The organism is Streptomyces sp. SA15 (assembly GCF_002291145.1).
Taxonomy (GTDB): Bacteria; Actinomycetota; Actinomycetes; order Streptomycetales; family Streptomycetaceae; genus Streptomyces.
Genome location: NZ_NTGE01000068.1, coordinates 36,973 through 57,024 on the forward strand (window position 1 = coordinate 36,973; position 20,052 = coordinate 57,024).

Genomic DNA, 20,052 nt, shown 5'->3' on the forward strand with positions numbered 1-20,052 from the left:
ATTGCGGCAGCCTCTTCACGCAGTTTTTTTGCGCAATCGATCCAAAACGGTTAGGTTGCCCCCATGGGGAGGCCCAGGAAGTTCGACGAGACACACGTCCTCACCGCGGTCATGAACATGTTCTGGCAGCGTGGATATGAGGCGACCTCCACCCGTGACCTGGCCGAGTCCACCGGCATGGGTCTGTCGAGTCTGTCCAACGCCTTCGGCGACAAGCGGCAGCTGTACCTCCGCGCGCTGCGCCGCTACTACGAGACAAACACCGCCATGCAGACCGAGCTGCTGGGGCAGCCCGGTCCGGTCAAGGACCGGTTGCGGAACCTGATGGTGCAGGCGATCGACATCGACCTCGCGCACCCGCCCTCCTCGGGCTGCCTCATCATCAACGCCTCGATGGAGATGGCCAACACCGACCCCGATGTGGCACAGGAAGTGCAGCGCCACTTCACCACCGTCGAACAGGCCGTCCACTCCGCCCTCGCCGAGGGACAGCGCAGCGGGGAGATCACCCGCGAGCAGGACGCCGTGGCCCTGACCCATCACGTTCTGAGCAGCTACTACGGCCTGCGCGTGCTCGCCCGCGTACAGCCCGACCGCACGGCTTTGATGAACGTGGTGGACACCATGCTGGCCGCTGTGACCAGCCATGCCCCGCGCGTGAGCCGGTCCGGGCCCGGCACCGGAACCTGACGGACTGACCGTCCCGGCGTTGCCGCCCCTCGGGCCCGGCGTAAAGAGTCTCTCGGGTGACCCACACCATCACAGCCGACCGGAGCACCCACCCGATCTCCTCCGCCACTGCCGCGGTGGGCCCCTCGCGGCGCACGGCCGCGGTCCACCCGGGCTGGGCGAGCCTGACCCCCGCCGAGCTGAGGGTGGCCCGTCTGGTGGCCGAGGGACTGACCAACCGCGCCGTCGCCAAGCGCCTGTCCATCTCCCCGCACACGGTCGACAGCCACCTGCGGCATGTCTTCGCCAAGCTGGGCATCTCCAGCCGGGTCGCCCTGGCCCGGCTCGCCCTGATCCACGACCACATCAGAGCGGACGAACCAAGCGTCCACTAGGGCCTGTGTCGAAAGTGGCGTCGTCCGCCCGAAGGGCGGGCCGGGCGCCCGCCGCGGCAGCGGCTGATGACTGCGTTGGTGCGTGCTCTCGGCGTGCCGGGCAGCGCGCGACGAGGCAGCCGCCATCGGCCGCGGAGAGTGTCCCGGCCCTGCCGGCACCGCTGGCGCGGCCACGCCAACTCGCCGTCTGCAAAGAGGACTTGGGGTGCAGTGAGGGGCGGGGTGGTGGTATGCCACCCCGCCCCTTCGCCGTACGTGACGGACTACGCGCCGCCGCCTTGCCGAACCGCACACGTGTCCCGGAAAGTGGTGTTCACCGACGGGGCGCACCCGAGGCACACGCCGGCGCCCCACCTCCACCACTCCGGTTTCAGCGCCGTACATGAGCCGCTGCCGGATGAAACACCGGGCAGAGAACCGGGCCGATGCCCGTGTGCCCCGTGTTGTTTCGCGAACGATCTCGCCCGCCATCAGCCGGAGTCACTCCGGCGTGCCCTGCCGAGGGAATCTGATGATCGACGTTGAGTCCTACCTCCGTTCCCTGCCCGCTCTCCAGCAGCCCGACTGGTCCGACAACCCCCGCCTCGCCGACGTCCGCACGGGCCTCGCCCGGATGCCCGCCCTGGTGGACTTCGAGGCGGTACGCCGTCTGCGCTCGCTGCTGGCCGAGGCCGCCGCGGGACACCTCCAGGTGGTCCAGTCCGGCGACTGCGCCGAGGATCCCGCCGAGGCTACCCCCGAGGACGTCGCCCGCAAGACCGCGCTGCTGGACATGCTGGCGGGAACGATGAAGCTCGCCTCCGGCAAGCCGATCCTGCGGGTCGGCCGGGTCGCGGGCCAGTTCAGCAAGCCCCGCTCCAACCCGACCGAGACCGTGCACGGGGTCGAACTGCCCGTCTACCGCGGCCACATGGTCAACCGGCCCGAGCCCGACGCCGAGTTGCGCCGCCCCGACCCCGGCCATCTGCTCACCGGCTACCGCGCCGCCAGCGACACCATGCACTACCTGGGCTGGCTCGGCTCGACAGGGCGCCGCTCGGAGTTCGGCGCGCCGGTGTGGACCAGCCACGAAGCACTGCTGCTCGATTACGAACTGCCTCTGCTGCGGCGCGAGCCCGACGGCTCGCTGCTGCTGACCTCCACCCACTGGCCGTGGGTGGGTGAGCGCACCCGCCAGCTGGACGGGGCCCACATCGCGCTGCTGGCCGCCGTCTCCAACCCGGTGGCCGTCAAGGTCGGGCCGAACATGACGACCGAACAGATCCTCGCCCTGTGCGAGAAGTTGGATGCCCAGCGTCGGCCGGGCCGCCTCACGCTGATCTCACGCATGGGCGCCCACAACGCGGCCGAGAAGCTTCCGCCGCTTGTCGAGGCGGTCGCCAGGGAGGGGCATCCGGTGCTGTGGCTGTCGGACCCGATGCACGGCAATACCGTCACCGGCCCCGAAGGCCTGAAGACACGCATGGTCAAGACCGTGGTGCAGGAGATCCAGGCATTCCAGGACGCGGTACGCGCCCACGACGGCGTCGCGGCCGGCCTGCACCTGGAGACGACGCCCGAGGCGGTCACCGAGTGCGTCTCGGCAGACATCAGCCTCGATCGCATCGGCGACAAGTACCTGAGCTTCTGCGACCCGCGCCTCAACCCGCGCCAGGCCGTCGAGGCGGCCTCGGCCTGGCGGGGGTGAGACGGCGCCCGCCCATCGTTTTCGACCGGCACACCACGTACGGAGGTTTGGAACGTGCAAGAAACCCTCGCCCTGGTCACGGGGGCGGCCGGCGGCATCGGAGAGGCCATCACCCGGCTGCTGGCCGAGCAGGGCATGACGGTGGCGGCCGTGGACCGTGACCCCGAGCGGATGGCCGCGACGGCGGCCACGCTGCGCGGGGACGGCCTCCCGGTGACCGAATTCGCCGCCGACGTCACCTCGAGCAGGGCCGTCGAGCAGCTCGTCGATGACGTCGAGGCCCGGCTCGGGCCCGTGCGATACCTGGTCAACGCCGCGGGTGTGCTGCGCCTCGGCCAGGCGCACACCCTGTCCGACGAGGACTGGAACACCACCTTCGCTGTCAACGCCACCGGTGTGTTCCACGTGTCGCGGGCCGTGGTCAACCGTATGATCCCGCGCGGCAGTGGCGCTCTGGTCACCGTCGCCTCGAACGCGGCCGGCACGGCCCGCGCCGACATGGCGGCCTACGCGGCGTCCAAGGCCGCCGCGACCGCGTTCACCAAGTGCCTGGGCCTCGAAGTGGCGCAGCACGGCATCCGCTGCAACGTGGTGGCCCCCGGCTCCACCAACACCCCGATGCTGCGCGGCATGCACACCGCGGACACCGCCGCCCAGGCCTCCGTGGCGGGCCGTCCGGAGCGGTACCGGGTGGGCATCCCGCTGGGCAAGGTCGCCCTCCCCGAGGACATCGCCCGGGCCGTCGCGTTCCTGCTCTCCGACGAGGCGGGCCACATCACACTGCACGAACTCACCGTGGACGGCGGAGCCACCCTCGGTGTCTGACAACGAAAGGACCAACCGGACGATGCCCGGCATCCCCCCTGTCCAGCCCTACTCCATGCCCACAGCCGAGCAGCTTCCCGAGAACACCGTCGACTGGCAGGTGGACCCGCGGCGCACGGTGCTGCTCCTGCACGACATGCAGGAGTATTTCCTCAATCCGTTCCCACGCGGCACCGAACTCGGCCGGGCCCTGGTGGACAACACGGCACAACTGCGCGCGTCGTGCAAGGCGCTGGGCATCCCCGTCGCCTACACCGCGCAGCCCGGCGGCATGACGCCCGAACAGCGGGGCCTGCTCAAGGACTTCTGGGGACCCGGCATGCGGCCCACGCCCGAGCACCGCAAGGTGGTCTCCCCGCTGGAGCCGGACGACGGCGACTGGACCTTCACCAAGTGGCGCTACAGCGCCTTCTTCAAGTCGGACCTGCTGGAGCGGATGCGCTCCCACGGCCGCGACCAGCTGGTCGTCTGCGGGGTGTACGCGCATGTGGGCGTCCTGATGACCGCGGTGGAGGCGTACACGAACGACATCCAGACGTTCCTGGTGGCCGACGCGGTGGCCGACTTCTCCGCCCACTACCACCAGCTGGCACTCACCTACGCCGCCGAGCGCGCCGCCAAGGTCGTTACGTCCCAGGCGGTGCTGACCGAACTCGACGCGGCCACCGCGACGGCTCACTGAGCCGTCGCCGGCGAAAGGACCCACACCATGGCAAGGAACGAGGACGCTCAGCGCCTGCTGGCGCGCATCCTTGACGGTTCGGCGGAGGCATTCACGCTGCTGCACCGTCCCGAGACCGCAGGACCGGACACCCTTGAGCTGCTGACCGGTGAGGTGACGCGGGCCGACACGCTCGCCGACCTCGAACTCGAGGAGGGGGAAGGCACTGGCGCCCACCACGAGCTGCTGGCTCTCATCCCGTACCGGCAGCTGGCCGAACGCGGCTTCGCCGCCCCCGACGACGGCACACCGCTGCTGGCGATGCGCGTGCGCGAACAGGCCTCGCTGCCGCTGCGCGAGAGCCTCGCACTGCTCCCCGACGACCCGGTGAAGTTGACCGAGGAGCACTTCGACGTCGACGACGACGCCTACGCCGAAACCGTGCGCCGCGTCGTCGCCGACGAGATCGGCACCGGCGAGGGCGCCAACTTCGTGATGAAACGGTCCTTCACCGCCCAGCTGCCCGACTTCGACAGCGCCGCGGCCCTGTCGTTCTTTCGCCGTCTGGTGGAGCGGGAAGCGGGCGCGTACTGGACATTCCTCATCCACACCGGCGAGCGCACGCTCGTGGGCGCCACCCCCGAGCGGCACATCAGCGTCCACGACAACAACGCCGTGATGAACCCCATCAGCGGCACCTACCGCTACCCGTCCTCCGGCCCCGACCTGGATGGCGTGCTGGACTTCCTCGCCGATGAGAAGGAAACCGACGAGCTGTACATGGTCGTCGACGAAGAGCTGAAGATGATGGGCCGGATCTGCCCCGCGGGCGGCCGGGTGCGGGGGCCGTATCTGAAGGAGATGGCGCGCTTGGCGCACACCGAGTACTTCATCGAGGGCCGCACCGACCGCGATGTCCGCGACATCCTGCGCGAGACCCTGTTCGCGCCGACGGTGACCGGCTCCCCGCTTCAGAGCGCGGCCCGGGTCATCAGCCGCTACGAGCCGCAGGGGCGCGGCTACTACAGCGGTGTGGCCGCCCTTGTCGGACGCGACGCCGCCGGCGGGCGCACGCTGGACTCCTCGATCCTGATCCGCACCGCTGACATCGACGCGGACGGACTGATGCGCATCGGGGTCGGAGCGACACTCGTGCGGCACTCCGACCCCGCCTCCGAGGTGCAGGAGACGCGCGCCAAGGCCGCGGGTCTGCTGGCCGCGCTCGGGGACGCCGAGCCCACCCGGTACAGGTCCCACCCGGCGGTACGCGAGGCGCTCGGCTCCCGCAACGACGGCATCGCACGGTTCTGGCTCCAGGAGGCGGCCGATCCGGGCGGGACCACCGGGCCACTGGCCGGGCGCAAGGTGCTGATCGTCGACGCCGAGGACACATTCACCGAGATGATCGCCCACCAGATCCGTTCGCTGGGCTGCGAGGTGGCCGTGCGACGCTTCGACGAGCGGTACGACTTCGACGCGCACGACTTGGTGGTCATGGGCCCGGGGCCGGGCGACCCGCGCGAGATCGCCCACCCGAAGATCGCCCATCTGCGGGCAGCGGTGGCCCAGCTCCTGGAAGAGAAGCGGCCGTTCCTCGCGGTGTGCCTGAGCCATCAGGTGCTGAGCACGCTCCTCGGTCTGGACCTGCTGCGCCGCCCGGCCCCCAACCAGGGCGCCCAGCACGAGATCGACCTGTTCGGCCGCACCGAGCGGGCGGGTTTCTACAACACCTTCGCCGCCCGCAGCGACGCCGACCGCTTCGAACACCCGGTGTACGGCACGGTCGAGGTGAGCCGGGACGCGGCGACGGGCGAAGTGCACGCGCTGCGCGCCCCGGGCTTCGCCTCGATGCAGTTTCACGCTGAGTCCGTCCTGACCGTGGACGGGCCGCGCATCATCGGTTCGCTCCTGACGGAGGTGGCCGGCACATGCACGCGATGATCGTCTGGTGGGACCTGGACCGCTCGCGGCAGACCATCGAGTCCCTGCGTGACTTTCTGCGCGAGGAGGCGGTGGACCGCTTCTCCCGTATGGCCGGGCTGCGGCTGAAGTTCTGGATCTCGGACGAGGCCGCCAACCGGTGGGGGGCGGTGCTGCTGTGGGAGTCGCGCCAGGCGGCCACGGCTCCCGTGCCGAACCGGGCTGCCGAGCTGATCGGCTATCCGCCCACCGAGCGGCACGCCTTCGACGTGGAAGCCACCGTCGAGGGCGACTTCGCCCTTGCCGCGCTCTCCGGGCGGGGACTGGCGCTCACACCGGACGCCGGCTGACCGGCCGCCGGGCCTGCCGGTCACCCCGCACACCGGCGGGGCGGCAGGCAGTGACGGACTCGGACGTCCCGGCTCGGCGCCGGCGCGGTCGGCCCTCGATGAAGTTTCCGCCGAACCCGTGTGTGCCGCTCGGGCCACTCCCGTGTCGGCGACGGCCGGACATCCCGACTGCCGCGGGGTCCGTGACCGACCACGGACCCCGCGGCACAGGGTCGGTCCCCGCACGCCACTGTGCCGGGCGGACGTGGCCCGGGCGCGGCACGCGGCACCGTCAGCAGGCGGCCCGGGGCCGGGCCCACGCTCCGCACCGGCCCGCGAACGCCGTCGGCCGCCCATGGCCCGCACCCCACGCGGCCCGTTTGCCCGTACCCACGCGGCCCGTATCCCACGCGGCCCGTGGCCCGTACCCCACGTGGCCCCGTATCCCACGTGGCCCCGTATCCCACAAGGCCCGTGACCCGTACCCCACGAGACCGCGGCCGGGCCCCGCGCGCCCGCCCTCCCCCACTGCGGCTCCATGCCCCCTTGACGCGAAAGGCAACACCCCCATGACAGGACCTGCGACGATCCTGATCGGCATGCCCGGTGCGGGCAAGACGTCAGTCGGCCGGGCGCTGGCCGGCCTGCTGGGTGTCTCTTTCCGTGACACCGACCACGATGTGGCCCGTCTGGCCGGCAAACCCACACCCGAGGTACTGCGGGAGAAGGGCGAGGCAGCCTTCCGTCTCCTGGAGCACCAAGCGGTCACCGCCGCCCTGGCCGAGCACGACGGTGTGCTCGCGCTGGGCGGCGGCGCGGTGCTGCACGAGGGCACCCGGGCCCGGCTGCGCGGGTGCCGTGTGGTGCACCTGTGGGTCGGCCTGGACACGCTCGAGCACCGGGTCCGGGCCGACGGCGACCGGCCCCTTCTCGACGGGGACCCCCGGATCCGCCTCGCGCTGCTGATGCGCGCCCGGCTGCCCCTGTACCGGCGGCTGGCGGTCGTGTCGGTGCGCGCCGAAGACCGTGATCCGCACGAGATCGCCGAAGAGATCGCCACCGTGCTCGCTCCAGCCACCCGCTGATCGGACACCAGCGATCGGAGGCGACTTGACCACCGGCCGACTGCGCCGGAGCAGCGGTCCGCCCCCCGACAGCCTTGCCGTACAAGGCCGTTCGTGGCGCAGGCCACAAACGGAACACACCCTTGAGGAGAACCACCGATGCCCTTCCCTGCCCCTGACCCGCTGAGCCGGCCCGCCGGCCGCCCGAGCCCGGCCTCGTGAGCGCGCGCACCGCCCTGGCCCGACCGACGCGGCGCGGCGACACGACACCGCTGTCCGGGCCGGAACTGTGGTGGGACGGCCTGCACCACGAGGACCTGCCGACTGTGCCGCAAGGCCACCGGATCACCGGCGTCCTGCTGGGCCCTGCCCCGCTCGACCGGACGGCGGACCACCGGCTGCACCACCTCACCCGCCACGGCGTCCGCGACGCGGTGCACGCCTTGGTCCTCGACCGGCTGCGGCTCGGCTCCCGTCTGCTGCACGAGGTGCGCCGGAACAGTGGGGGGCGCCTGGGACATCTCGCCGTGGAGGTCGATCCGCGGTGCGCGCACACGCCGGGACAGATGCTGGCCGCCGTACGGACCCTCCACCGGGACGTGGCCACGGACCAGCTCGTCCCCGTGCTGCCGGCCACCGATGCCGGGCTGCGCGCGATGCGCGACGCGCTCGCCGAGGGGCTGAACGCGGGCATCGGCCCCCTGCACACCACGGACCGCGCCCAGCAGGCGCTGCGCTTCTGCCTGGAGGGCCTGGAACAGGCGGTCGACGCCGGGCACACGCCACCCGCCGCGCTGGTGTCCGTCGGCGTCGGCGCCGTGGAGTGCGCGGTGGACGCGCTGCTGGACCGGGCGGGCGGCGAGGAGGCCAAGGCGCTGCGCGGCAGCGTGGCCCGAGCGCTCGCGCAGGTCATCCACGAACAGGCCCTGGACACCTTCGACTCCCCCCGCTGGCAGGCGCTTCGCGACCGCGGCGCCCCGCTGCCGCGGCTGCTGTGGTGCGAGGCCACCGCACCAGGGGTCCCCGTGGCCGGGGCCCGCCCGCCCCTGGCGGCACCGGGCACGGCGGTCGCGCTGCGCTCGGCTTTCGCCCTCACCAAGGATCTCCCGTCGGTGCGGTGGTCCGGCGCGCACTACGGCGACGCCCACCGCACTCTGTCCCATCTCGCTTGGTTCTCCGTGCCGTTGCGGACCATCAGCGCCGCTCTTGATGCCCGCTGGGCCGTCACCGCCGCCACTCGGTGGGACCGCCTGGCCGCACAGGTGACGGCCGTACTCGACAAAGGACAGCGATGACCACCGTCCCCTCGCCGCCCGACTCGCTTCACGCCCGTGTTCCCGGCTCGAAGTCACTGACCAACAGAGCACTCCTGCTCGCCGCCGCGGCGGACGGGACCAGTGTGCTCGCCACTCCGCTGATCAGCGACGACACCATGGCTTTCCGCCGAGCGCTCGGCGATCTGGGCGCCCGGGTCCAGCCATCGGACGACGACGGCGCCTGGCAGGTGACCGGGCTGGGACGCGGCCCGAAGGGCACCGGCCGTATCTGGTGCGCGGACGCGGGCACCGCCGCACGTTTCCTGCCACCGCTGGCCGCCGCCGGCCACGGTGACTTCGTCTTCACGGGCAGCGACCAGCTCACGGCCCGCCCCGTGGCACCGCTCGCCGACGCGCTGCGCCGCCTGGGTGCCGAGGTACACACCGGACCGGGAGGCACGCTGCCGCTGCGGGTACGCGCCCAGGGCTTGGACGGCGGCGCGCTGGAGGTCGACGGCAGCCTCAGCAGCCAGTTCCTCAGCGGGCTGCTGATGGCGGGCCCGCTGCTGCGCGGCGGGCTGCTGCTCGGGGTGCGCGAACTGGTCAGCCGCCCCTACGTCGACATGACGCTCGCGCTGATGCGGCACTTCGGCGCCGACGTGGCCGAGAACACCCCGGGCGAGTTCGCCATCCGTCCCACCGGCTACCGGGCCGCCGATCTAGGGGTCGAGCCGGATGCCTCCACCGCTTCGTACTTCCTCGCCGCCGCGGCTGTCACCGGGCGCACCGTGACCGTGCGCGGTCTCGGCCGCGGCAGCCTCCAGGGCGACGTGCGGTTCGCTGAGGTGCTCGAGCGGGCCGGGGCCCGTGTGCACCGCGGCGAGGAGGCGATCTCGGTCACCGGAACCGGCACGCTCAGGGGCGGTTTCACCGTGGACATGGGGGACATCTCCGATACGTTCATGACGCTGGCCGCGATCGCCCCCTTGGCCGACGCGCCCCTGACCATCCGCGGCATCGGCCATGCCCGGCTCAAGGAGTCGGACCGGATCGAGGCGGTCGCCCGGAACCTGCGCGCCCTGGGCGTACGCACCGACACCGGCCGGGACTGGATCACGGTGCACCCCGGCAGCACGTACCCTGCGCGGATCGCCTGTCACCGCGACCACCGCATCGCCATGGCGTTCTCCGTGCTGAATCTGCGCACGAGGAATCTCACGCTCGACGACCCCGGCTGTGTCGCCAAGACCTTCCCCGGGTTCCACGAGGAGCTCCACCGGCTCTTCCCGCGGCATCCGCTGCCGGCTCTACCTGCCCGCGTCTCTGCGTGACGCGGACCACCACTTTCCTTGCCTCAGAAGGGATCTGACGATTCACATGACGCACATACTGATCGCCGGGGGCGGCATCGGCGGGCTCGCCACAGCTGTGTCGCTGGCCCGGAACGGGCACCGGGTCACCGTGCTCGAACGCCGTGGCACCTTCGCCGAGATCGGCGCCGGCATCCAGCTCGGCCCCAACGCCTTCCACGCCCTGGACCGCCTCGGCGTGGGCGAGGGCGTGCGCGAACAGGCCGTGTTCATCGATGAACTGTGCTTCATGGACGGCACCACGGGCGAGAAGGTCGCCGGCATGGAGCTGACCGAGGCCTACCGCGACCGGTTCGGCAACCCTTACGCCGTGGTGCACCGCGGCGATCTTTACCAGCCGCTGCTCACCGCCTGCCAGGAGCTCGACGCCGTCGAACTCGTCGCCGACGCTTCGGTGGAGAGCTATGAGCAGAGCGCCGCGGGCGTCACGGTGCACACCACCGACGGACGGACCTTCCACGGCGCGGCGCTGATCGGCGCGGACGGCATCCGCTCCACGGTGCGCGCGCAGATGCTGGGCGACGGTGAACCGCGCGTGTCGGGCCACACCATCTACCGCTCGGTGATACCGATCGAGAAGGTGCCCGAGGAACTGCGCTGGAACACGGTCACGCTGTGGGCCGGCCCCAAGTGGCACTTCGTGCACTACATCATCGGCGGCGGCAAGTACCTCAATCTCGCCGTCACCCGCGACAACGGGGCCACTGTGCCGGTGGCCGGGCGGGAGGCCGAACGCGCGCACGTGCTCGGCCGGTTCCCCGGCATCGGCACGACCGCCCGTCGCCTGCTCGAACTCGGCGAGGGGTGGCGCGAGTGGGTGCTGTGCGACCGTGACCCCGTCCCGGCCTGGACCGACGGACGGGTCGCGCTGGTCGGTGACGCCGCCCACCCCATGCTGCAGTACGCGGCCCAGGGCGCGTGCCAGGCCTTGGAGGACGCCGTGGTCCTCGGCGAGCTGACCGAGACCGTGGGGGAGGACGACGTCGTGCAGCGCCTGGAGAAGTACAACGCCGCACGCCGCGAACGCGCGGGGCGGACCCAGCTGATCGCCCGGCGCATGGGCAGCGAGCTGTACCACCCGGCGGGTGAGAAGGCCGAGGTGCGCAACGCGATGCTCTCCGGCCTGTCGCAGCAGGACATGTACGAGAAGGTCTCCTGGCTCCACGGCGACCTGGCCTTCACCGACAGCGGCATCGGGGGAAACCGTTGAGCAGGTTGCGCTGGCTGACCGCAGGGGAGTCGCATGGCCCCGCACTGGTGGCGACGCTGGAGGGGCTGCCCGCCGGTGTTCCGGTCACCACCCGGATGGTGGCGGACCACCTGGCGCGGCGGCGTCTTGGCCATGGGCGCGGTGCGCGGATGAAGTTCGAGCGGGACGAGGTGACCTTCCTCGGTGGTGTCCGGCACGGGCTGACGCTGGGCTCGCCGGTCGCGGTGATGGTGGGGAACACCGAGTGGCCGAAGTGGGAGCAGGTGATGGCGGCCGATCCGGTCGATCCGGACGTGCTCGAGGATCTGGCCCGTAACGCGCCCTTGACCCGGCCCCGACCCGGCCACGCCGACTTGGCGGGTATGCAGAAGTACGGGTTCGACGAGGCGCGGCCGGTCCTGGAGCGGGCGAGCGCGCGGGAGACCGCCGCCCGCGTGGCCCTGGGCGCGGTGGCCCGGTCGTATCTGAAGGAGACGGCCGGCATCGAGATCGTCAGCCATGTCGTCGAGCTGGCCTCGGCCAAGGCGCCGTACGGGGTGTACCCGACCCCGGCGGACGTGGAGAAGCTGGACGCGGACCCGGTGCGCTGCCTGGACGCCGACGCGTCGAAGGCGATGGTCGCGGAGATCGACCAGGCCCACAAGGACGGCGACACCCTCGGCGGTGTGGTGGAGGTGCTGGCGTACGGCGTGCCGGTCGGCCTCGGCTCCCACGTGCACTGGGACCGCAGGCTGGACGCCCGTCTCGCCGCCGCGCTCATGGGCATCCAGGCGATCAAGGGCGTGGAGGTCGGCGACGGCTTCGACCTGGCCCGGGTGCCGGGTTCGCAGGCGCACGACGAGATCGTGGCCACCTCAGACGGTGTCAGGCGTGCCTCGGGTCGCGGGGGCGGTACGGAGGGTGGTCTGACCTCGGGTGAGCTGCTGCGGGTGCGCGCCGCGATGAAGCCGATCGCGACCGTGCCGCGCGCGCTGGCCACCATCGACGTGGCCACGGGTGAGACGGCGCAGGCGCATCATCAGCGTTCGGACGTGTGCGCGGTGCCCGCGGCCGGGATCGTCGCCGAGGCCATGGTCGCGCTGGTGCTGGCGGACGCGGTGGCGGAGAAGTTCGCCGGCGACAGTGTGGTGGAGACCCGCCGCAACGCTCAGTCGTACGTCGAGCACCTGACCATACGCTGAGGCCGGCGGGTGGGTGTGGGGCGCGGCCCCCACACCCACCCGTGTTGACGGTGGTCCGGCCACACCCCCCGGGTGAACGACGCAATGCTCCGTATACCAGGCGTCAACCGTACTGAAGGGCACGGTGCCCGTACGCCGCCCACCGGTGGCCCTCCACGCAGCATCCGGCACATTCGGGTGCCAGGAGCACCTCGTCGTCCCGGGGCCGCGCCAGCCATGGTGCTTATGCAGCCGAACAGGGCTGCCCGAACATGGCTGGAGCAACGTGAACACGACCGTCCTCGGGAAATGCGACCCCGCCCACTCCGTGCCCCACAAGCGCTCTGTCTCCCCCGATGGTGAGGCGCCCGACGACATCGTCGCGGAGCTGGGTGCCGCCTTATTCTCCCTCCTGGGCAGAAAGGACCAGCGGCGCCGGGCGGAGCACTACCTGCGCGGGCTGCTGACCACCCAGGGCCGCAAGTCCATCCGTAACATCGCCGCCCATCTGGGGCGGCCCGGCCTGGAGCAGAGCCTGCACCACTTCATCGCCAGCTCCACCTGGGACTGGCACCCCCTGCGCGCCGCGCTGGCCGACTATCTGGAACACACCATCGCGCCGCAGGCGTGGGTGATACAGCCGATGCACATCCCCAAGGCAGGCAAGTACTCGGTGGGCGTGGACCAGCAGTTCGCCCCACACCTGGGGCAGGTCGTCCGCGGCCAGCAGGTGACCGGCGCCTGGCTCGCCTCCACGACGCTGAGCGCCCCCGTCAACTGGCGGATGGTTCTGCCCGAGAGCTGGATCAACGACTCCGAGCGGCGCGCGCGGGCGGAGGTGCCCGAGAGAACGGCGCCGGAGAGCGCGGAGGAGTGCGCCGTGTCCGTCGCCCTGGACATGGCGCGGATGTGGGACATCCCGCGCCGGCCCGCCGTCCTCGATCTGCGCCGCGGCGACGTAGCCGCCGCGACCCGCCGTCTCACATCGGGCGGCGTGCCCTTCCTCACCCGGATCAGCCCCTCGTGCCTGCTGTCCGTCGCCGACCAGGCGCTGCCCGGCCACCGAGCCGGGGCGCTGCCCGCGCGGCGGATCCTCGAACTGCTCAAGGGGATGCGCGTGCCCGCCGCCTGGCACGACGCGGCTGAGCCGCACACCCCCCGCGCCTCCTGGGCGGCGAAAGTCCCCGTCGCGCTGCCCGGTCCCGCCACCGGGACGCCCCAGCGGCTGTTCCTGGTGGGTGAGTGGGCCGATCCGGCGCGGCCGCCCTCCGCCCTCTGGCTCACCTGCCTGCCGCAGATGTCGGCCGCGTCGCTGGTTCGCACCGCGAAGCTGGCCGGCCGGGTCGAGCGGGACTGCGAACGCATCGGTGAGCGGGCCGGGCTGCGCGACTTCGCGGGGCGTTCATTCCGCGGCTGGCACCGCCACATGACTCTGGCCTCCGTGGCGCACACGGCGATCGCCCTGCAAGCCGCGGAGTACGCGCCGCGGCGGGCCGGACGGCTGGTCCGTGCCTGACCGGTCCCTAGGTGTGCTGTCCGGACAGGGCCGGGGGGCGCCGTGCCGTCGTCAGTGTGCCGCCGCCCTCCCGCGCCGCGCCGCCGGGTGTTCCGGGGCCGCGGGCGTGCCCGGTGGACGCAGTCGCTCGAACTCCTTGCGCAGCACGGGGATGACCTCTTCGCCCAGGATGTCGAGCTGTTCCAGAACGGTTTTCAGGGGCAGTCCGTTGGCGTCGACGTTGAACAGCTGGCGCTGGTAGTCGCCGCAGTACTCACGGAAGGTCAGTGTCTTGTCGATGACTTCCTGGGGCGATCCGACGCTCAGCGGTGTGGCCGCCATGTAGTCCTCCAGGGGAACACCGCCGCCCATGACCGGCGAGTGGTCGAAGTACGGCCTGAACTCCCTGACCGCGTCCTGGGAACGGCGCCGGACGAATGTCTGCCCGCCCAGGCCCACGATGGCCTGCTCGGGTGTGCCGTGTCCGTGGTGGGCGAACCGCCTGCGGAAGAGCGCGACCATCTTCTTGGTGTGCGCCGCGGGCCAGAAGATGTGATTGGCGAAGAAGCCGTCACCGTGGACGGCGGCCTGCTCGACGATCTCCGGCGAGCGGATGGAACCGTGCCAGACGAAGGGGGGAACTCCCGCGAGGGGGCGGGGGGTCGAGGTGAATCCGCGCAACGGCGCGCGGAACCTTCCCTCCCAGTCGACGTCCGTCTCCCGCCACAGCCGGTGCAGCAGCCCGTAGTTCTCGACGGCGAGGGGGATACCCTGCCGGATGTCCTGGCCGAACCAGGGGTAGACGGGGCCGGTGTTGCCACGCCCGAGCATCACGTCCACGCGTCCCTGCGCGAGGTGCTGGAGCATGGCGTAGTCCTCAGCGATCTTCACTGGGTCGTTGGTGGTGATGAGGGTGGTCGAGGTGGACAGGATCAGGTGCTTCGTACGCGCTGCGACGTAGCCGAGGAAGGTCGTCGGGGAGGACGGTACGAACGGCGGATTGTGGTGCTCCCCGGTGGCGAAGACATCGAATCCCACCTCTTGCGCCTTGAGCGCGATGGTGACCATCGCCTTGATCCGCTCGTGCTCGCTGACGGCCCGGCCGGTTTCCGGATCTGGCGTGACATCGCCCACGGAGAAGATCCCGAACTGCATGACGTCCTTTCGTTCGTTGTGTGCGATCCGAGGTCAGCCGGTCAGCCGGACACCCGTGCCCAGGCGGCGGCGAGCCGGTCCGGAGCCGGATCCTTGAGGACACGAGTGCGCCCGATGCCGTCGAGGACGATGAAGCGCGGTGTGTTCCCTCGGGACTTCTTGTCCACCCGCATGGCCTCCAGCAGATCGGGCCACCGCCCGCCGCGGTGGTGCAAGGGCAGGCCGACCGCGCTGAGCACGGACCGGTGGCGCCGCACCACGGCGTCGTCCGAAAGGCCCGCCAAGCCGCCGAGTTCGGCCGCGAACACCATGCGCAGCTTGGGCGGATGCAGGACGGCCACGCGCGAGGGGGCCCTGTCGCCCGAGCCGGTCGGCGCGTCGGCCAGTTCGTGCAACAGGCCGCGGCCCACGCGTACGTCGTACGAACCATGACCCGTACTGGTGCCCACATGTATGCGTGTCTTCATCCACGTCAAGCTAGTGATCAACGCCGCCGTGCCACCGTCCGCGCCGGCGAATACGTCACGTCGGGGCGGCGGCGCTCTTCGACCTGACAGATCTGGTTGCCCGCCGTGGCCCCGAAGAGCCGACGGAACCAGACTGGTGTGTCAGGCGTGGGGTGCGCCGGCGGTGTCTGCTCGCAGCAAAGCCCTCATCCGGTGGATCCGCAGGGCGAGTTGGATGTCCAGTGCCCGGCCGGGCTGCTGCCACTGCGGGTCCAGGAGCGCGGTGACCCGCTCCAGGCGCCGTGACACGGTGTTGGCGTGGATATGGAGGGTGTCGGCGGCCTTGCTCGGGCTGGCGCCCGTGGCGAAGTACGCCTCGAGCGTCTTCACCAGATCGGTGTCGTTCTCCCGGTCGTAGGCCAAGAGCGGCCCGATCGAGTTCTCGATGAAGCCGCCCACATCGTGGCCCTCGGACAGCAGGAGTCCCACGAAGCCGAGGTCGTCCGGCGCCGCGGCGCTCCCGATGGCGTCGAGGGTGGTCAGCGCCTCCAGGCAGCGCACCGCCTCCTGGTGGAGCCGGCCCGCTTCCGTGGGCCCGCGGCCGGGTCCGGACGCGCCCACGGTCACCGGATGGCCCAGCACCGCGGACAGTTCGTCGGCCACCGAGCGCGCCGTGTCCGAGGCGTCCGTGCCGGGCAACAGCAGCACGATGTTGCCGTCTCGGGCGGTCTTGAGACCGCCCTGCCTGTGGGCGTAGGAAGAGGCCCACATCATCGCGCGTCCGTGTGACCCGCCCTCTATGCGTACGGCCAGCAGGACATGAGGCGCTGCCGGGTCCAGGCCGGCCCTGCTCAGACGCTGCTCGACGCGGTGTGCCCGCCGCGACCCGCCGGAGGGCAGGGCGATCAGTTCGTCGAACAGCTCGTCGTGCACGGGCCCTTCCGCCGCGGCCGTGCCGTGCTGGAGGAGCAGCTGGAGCGCGAAGATCTGGGTGATGAGGTACAGCAGCCGCTCGTCCTCGCCGATCAGCGGGGTGGCGGGGCGCAGGACGGCGAACCCCAGGTTCTCCGCGCCCGCCACCACGGGGGCCACCCAGGTGTCCTCGCCCTGCATCATCGGGGTGCGCTGCGCCTGGGCGTCCCAGGACACCTCGGTCACCGCGTTGTCGTCCAGGTCGGGCAGGTGCGCGGTGGCGGTGATGATCAGGCCCGCGGGATTGCGCAGCTGCACGGTGCCGTCCAGCGCGTCGGCGGCGGCCTGCGCCAGGATGTCGAGGTCCGCGCCGGAGAGCAACAGCCCCATCAGGTGGCTTCTGACGTCGGCCAGCTGTTGCAGCCTGGCCAGGGCGGTACGGGTACGAAAACCGTCGGATTCGAGTTCGCTGACCTCGTCGCTGGCGTCCTGAAGCCGCTCCGCGCGCTTGAGCGCCAGGGCGCCCAGCGCGGCCAGCGAACACGCCAGACCGATCTCGTCAGGGGTGAGATGCCGCACGGTGCGGCTCGCGCAGAACAGGACCCCCAGCGTGCCGTCGCCGTGCACGAGCGGCACGGCGAGCAGTGACCTGATGCCTTCCGCTCGTACCAGCTCGTCGGCCTGCGGGCTGTGCTCGAACCGGTCGTCGTTCAGATAGTCGGCCGTCCACAGCGGGGCGCCGGTGGTCATGGCCTGCTGTCCCGAACCCATGGCCAGGCGCACCTCTGCCCACAGACCGGTGGTCGCGCCGTCGACGGCGTGCAGACGCAAGGTTCCGTCGTCCTCGGGCAGACCGATGCACGCCATGTCCGCCTTGATGATCCGCTTGACGCGGCGGCTGATGACCCGCATCAGCTCGCCCAGGTCGTGCGGGTGCGTCATGTCGCGGGCGGTGTCGACGAGTTCGGCGAGCCCGTCCTCGCGCTGCCGACGGCGGTGCTGCGAGGCATGGATGACATGCGCCAGCCGGACCGCCTGTTCCAGCCGGTCCCGCTCGTGTGCGGAGCATGTCTGGTCCGCACGCAGCAGTAATTCCTCGAAGCGGTGGGACGGCACCTCTTCGGCGAGGAGCCGGAGCACGGTGAGCGGGTCCGGACGGTCTGTGTCTACTGCGTCGGTCATCGCATTTCCCCCGCTGGCCTGCCATTTCGCGCTTAGAGCTCCGAACCTAGGCAGACCGTGATTGAGGAGTCAACCACCGCTGGTCGGGGAGCCTGCGGCCCGGGGGCGGTGCCCGGCAGGGGCGGAGCACCGCGGTCAGACCAGCTGCGTACGGGCGTCGAGGGCCCGCTCGGCTGCGGCGCGCATGGCGTGCACCGGTGCCGGGCGCCGGCCCGTCATCATCTCCACCTGAAGCACGGCCTGGTGCACCAGCAGGTCGAGGCCGCCCACGACGGTTCCGCCCCGGGACTGCCAGTGGTGTGCGAGCCGGGTGGGCCAGGGACTGTACAGCACGTCGAAGAGCACACCCGGCTTGTCAGGTACAGAGTCGGCCAGGGCGTCGGTGGCCCGGGCGGGGGTGGTCGAGATGACGAGGGGCGCGTTCAGCGCGTGGGCCGCCCGATGCCAGGCGACCGTGCGCACGGTCAGTCCGAGCCGCTCGCCCCACCGGCCCATCTCGGCCGCCCGGGCCTCGCTGCGCACGTAGGCCGTGACGTCGCGTGTCCCCATGCGTGCCAGGGCCGCCAGGGCGGAGGCCGCGGTGGCTCCCGCCCCGAGGACGGCCGCGTGTCCGGCGTGTGTGATGCCCCGTTCGCGCAGCGCCGAGGTCATGCCGGGGATGTCGGTGTTGTCGCCCTCCTTCCTGCCGTCTGCCGTGCGGAGCACGGTGTTGACGGCCTGCACGGATCGCACGGTGTCCGTCACGGAGTCGAGCAGCGGAAGCACGGCCCGCTTCAGCGGCATGGTCAGCGACAGGCCCGCCCAACTGTCGTCCAGGCTGCCGAGGAAGGACTCCAGAGCGCTCTCGTCGACGTCGTGGCTGTCGTACGTCCAGTCGTCCAGGCCAAGTTCGCGGTAGGCGGTGCGGTGCAGTACGGGGGAGAGCGAGTGTGTGATGGGGGATCCCAGAACCGCGGCGTGTCGGCGGGTCGTCATCGGTTGGTTCCTTCCTGTGCTGCGGGGCGGGTGTGTCAGGCGCGCTCGGCCCGTCGGGCCCGCTTCAGGCTGGTGCGTACCGCAGCCGCGACCTTGTCCGCGGTGAAGCCGAACTGGCGGTACAGCGCCTCGGGGGGAGCCGAGGCACCGAACTGGTCGAGGGCGACGGTCTCTCCGGCGGAGCCGAGCAGGGCGTACCAGCCGAGTGCGGTGCCCGCCTCCACGAAGACGCGCGCCGTCACCTCGGGCGGCAGGACCGCGTCGCGGTAGGCCTGGCTCCGCTCCAGGAACCATTCCAGGCACGGCATGGACACCACGCGCGTGTCGGTCCCTTCCTCGCGCAGGACCTCCCGGGCCGCGAGCGCGATGTGCACCTCGCTGCCGGTGGCGACGATGACCGCGTCCGGGCTGCCACCCTCGGCGTCGGCGAGGACGTACCCGCCGCGGACCGCTTCGTCGGCCGGGGCCAGCCCGCTGCCCTCCCCGCGGTCGAGCACCGGCAGGCTCTGCCGGCTCAGGCACAGTCCGGCGGGCCGGTCGGTGCGTTCGAGGACGCCGCGCCAGACGCGACCGTCTCGCCCGCGTCGGCGGGGCGGACGACGTCCAGGCCGGGGATGCCCCGCAGCGACCAGAGGTGCTCGACGGGCTGGTGGGTGGGCCCGTCCTCGCCCAGGCCGATGGAGTCGTGGGTCCACACGAAGGTGACGGGAAGCCTCATCATCGCCGCGAGCCGCACCGCCGGCCGCATGTAGTCGGAGAAGACCAGGAACGTTCCGCCGTAGGGCGAAGGCGGCGGACGAGGCGCTGGTGTCCTGGTGTTTCACGAGGCTCAGGGCTCCTTGTCGGGAGAGGTCGGTGGAGGGAGAGCCGCACGCCAGGAAGAAACAGGAAGAGAGGGGTCACACAAAGTCCCTGTCGTTGCCACGGACCGGGCACGGCACCCACCGGAGCGCCATCCTGGTGGACCTCGCGATCACTGCCAACGCTCCGCCGACAGCTCCGTCAGGTCGCCCGCCAGTCCATCAAGTCCCGCCCGCGGGAAGGCCCTGCGCGGTCGGCGGGCCGCCGGTGGCCGCACGTCTGCCGCCTGTGGACGACCCGGCCGAGCGGCGCGGGCAACGGACACCTACGCGGCACGACGCATACAGGCACGCATCCGCCCCTAGGCCCTGTCCGGCGGATCATGCCGCAGACGCGGGGCCTGGCACGCCGAGCTGCGGCGTTGTCGTCGGTTGCCGACGCTCCGCGTCGACGCCCTCCTCCGCCTTGCAGCTCGACGCACCAGGCCCCGCTCACCTGCGTTGATTGGGCGCCGCCGCTTTCCTGCGACCTGATCCGCCG

17 protein-coding genes and 1 pseudogene are annotated in these 20,052 nt (G+C 71.5%); 13 read left to right on the top strand and 5 right to left on the bottom strand.

All coding sequences use genetic code 11. The annotated features are described in order from the left end of the window. Positions 1-63: 63 nt before the first annotated feature. The 13 genes from CLM62_RS11590 (at position 64) to CLM62_RS11650 (ending at position 14,062) form a co-directional block, all read left to right on the top strand. Positions 64-690 carry a TetR/AcrR family transcriptional regulator gene (locus CLM62_RS11590; protein WP_218835586.1) on the top strand — a complete coding sequence of 209 codons (627 nt, stop codon included), beginning with the start codon at positions 64-66 and terminating at the stop codon, positions 688-690. 56 nt (positions 691-746) lie between these two features. Continuing rightward, positions 747-1,064, top strand: a complete 318-nt coding sequence (locus CLM62_RS11595) for a response regulator transcription factor (RefSeq protein ID WP_095749742.1) — start codon at positions 747-749, stop codon at positions 1,062-1,064. 511 nt (positions 1,065-1,575) lie between these two features. Then, entirely contained in the window at positions 1,576-2,751 is a 1,176-nt protein-coding gene (locus CLM62_RS11600) for a 3-deoxy-7-phosphoheptulonate synthase (protein WP_095749743.1), read from the top strand. Positions 2,752-2,805: 54 nt separating this feature from the next. Beyond that, positions 2,806-3,576 carry a 2,3-dihydro-2,3-dihydroxybenzoate dehydrogenase gene (locus tag CLM62_RS11605; protein WP_095749744.1) on the top strand — a complete coding sequence of 257 codons (771 nt, stop codon included), beginning with the start codon at positions 2,806-2,808 and terminating at the stop codon, positions 3,574-3,576. Positions 3,577-3,598: 22 nt separating this feature from the next. Next, on the top strand, positions 3,599-4,258 hold the full coding sequence (locus CLM62_RS11610) for an isochorismatase family protein (protein ID WP_095749745.1): 660 nt from the start codon (positions 3,599-3,601) through the stop codon (positions 4,256-4,258). Between the two features lie 27 nt (positions 4,259-4,285). Beyond that, positions 4,286-6,178, top strand: a complete 1,893-nt coding sequence (locus CLM62_RS11615; RefSeq protein ID WP_095749746.1) for an anthranilate synthase family protein — start codon at positions 4,286-4,288, stop codon at positions 6,176-6,178. Continuing rightward, positions 6,166-6,507, top strand: coding sequence for a hypothetical protein (locus CLM62_RS11620; protein WP_095749747.1), 342 nt, complete (start codon positions 6,166-6,168; stop codon positions 6,505-6,507). Before CLM62_RS11615 ends, CLM62_RS11620 begins: the two co-directional genes overlap by 13 nt. Before the next feature lie 548 nt (positions 6,508-7,055). Next, positions 7,056-7,571, top strand: coding sequence for a shikimate kinase (locus CLM62_RS11625; protein ID WP_095749748.1), 516 nt, complete (start codon positions 7,056-7,058; stop codon positions 7,569-7,571). 197 nt (positions 7,572-7,768) lie between these two features. Beyond that, on the top strand, positions 7,769-8,845 hold the full coding sequence (locus CLM62_RS11630; protein WP_095749749.1) for a transaldolase family protein: 1,077 nt from the start codon (positions 7,769-7,771) through the stop codon (positions 8,843-8,845). After that, a complete protein-coding gene (gene aroA, locus CLM62_RS11635) occupies positions 8,842-10,137 on the top strand; it encodes a 3-phosphoshikimate 1-carboxyvinyltransferase (RefSeq protein ID WP_095749750.1) in 1,296 nt (431 codons plus the stop codon). The genes CLM62_RS11630 and aroA overlap by 4 nt, the downstream gene beginning before the upstream one ends. Before the next feature lie 46 nt (positions 10,138-10,183). Then, on the top strand, positions 10,184-11,386 hold the full coding sequence (locus tag CLM62_RS11640) for a 3-hydroxybenzoate 6-monooxygenase (RefSeq protein ID WP_095749751.1): 1,203 nt from the start codon (positions 10,184-10,186) through the stop codon (positions 11,384-11,386). After that, positions 11,383-12,567, top strand: coding sequence for a chorismate synthase (aroC, locus tag CLM62_RS11645; RefSeq protein ID WP_095749752.1), 1,185 nt, complete (start codon positions 11,383-11,385; stop codon positions 12,565-12,567). The genes CLM62_RS11640 and aroC overlap by 4 nt, the downstream gene beginning before the upstream one ends. 265 nt (positions 12,568-12,832) lie before the next feature. Next, entirely contained in the window at positions 12,833-14,062 is a 1,230-nt protein-coding gene (locus tag CLM62_RS11650; RefSeq protein ID WP_095749753.1) for a transposase, read from the top strand. A gap of 51 nt (positions 14,063-14,113) precedes the next feature. On the opposite strand, the gene CLM62_RS11655 is transcribed toward CLM62_RS11650, so the two are convergent. From CLM62_RS11655 to CLM62_RS11675, 5 genes and pseudogenes are all read right to left on the bottom strand, one after another. Continuing rightward, a complete protein-coding gene (locus CLM62_RS11655; protein WP_095749754.1) occupies positions 14,114-15,196 on the bottom strand; it encodes a CE1758 family FMN-dependent luciferase-like monooxygenase in 1,083 nt (360 codons plus the stop codon). 41 nt (positions 15,197-15,237) lie between these two features. Then, positions 15,238-15,663: a hypothetical protein gene (locus CLM62_RS52680; protein WP_179382051.1), complete on the bottom strand. Its 426-nt coding sequence runs from the start codon at positions 15,661-15,663 to the stop codon at positions 15,238-15,240. 141 nt (positions 15,664-15,804) lie between these two features. Further along, the gene (locus CLM62_RS11665; RefSeq protein ID WP_095749756.1) at positions 15,805-17,736 is read right to left on the bottom strand and encodes a GAF domain-containing protein; all 1,932 of its coding nucleotides are present in this window, start codon (positions 17,734-17,736) and stop codon (positions 15,805-15,807) included. A 135-nt stretch (positions 17,737-17,871) separates the two neighbouring features. Beyond that, positions 17,872-18,711 carry a shikimate dehydrogenase gene (locus CLM62_RS11670; protein WP_095749757.1) on the bottom strand — a complete coding sequence of 280 codons (840 nt, stop codon included), beginning with the start codon at positions 18,709-18,711 and terminating at the stop codon, positions 17,872-17,874. Between the two features lie 35 nt (positions 18,712-18,746). Next, positions 18,747-19,495, bottom strand: a pseudogene (locus CLM62_RS11675) (transketolase C-terminal domain-containing protein); the annotation flags it as partial. Positions 19,496-20,052: the final 557 nt, after the last annotated feature.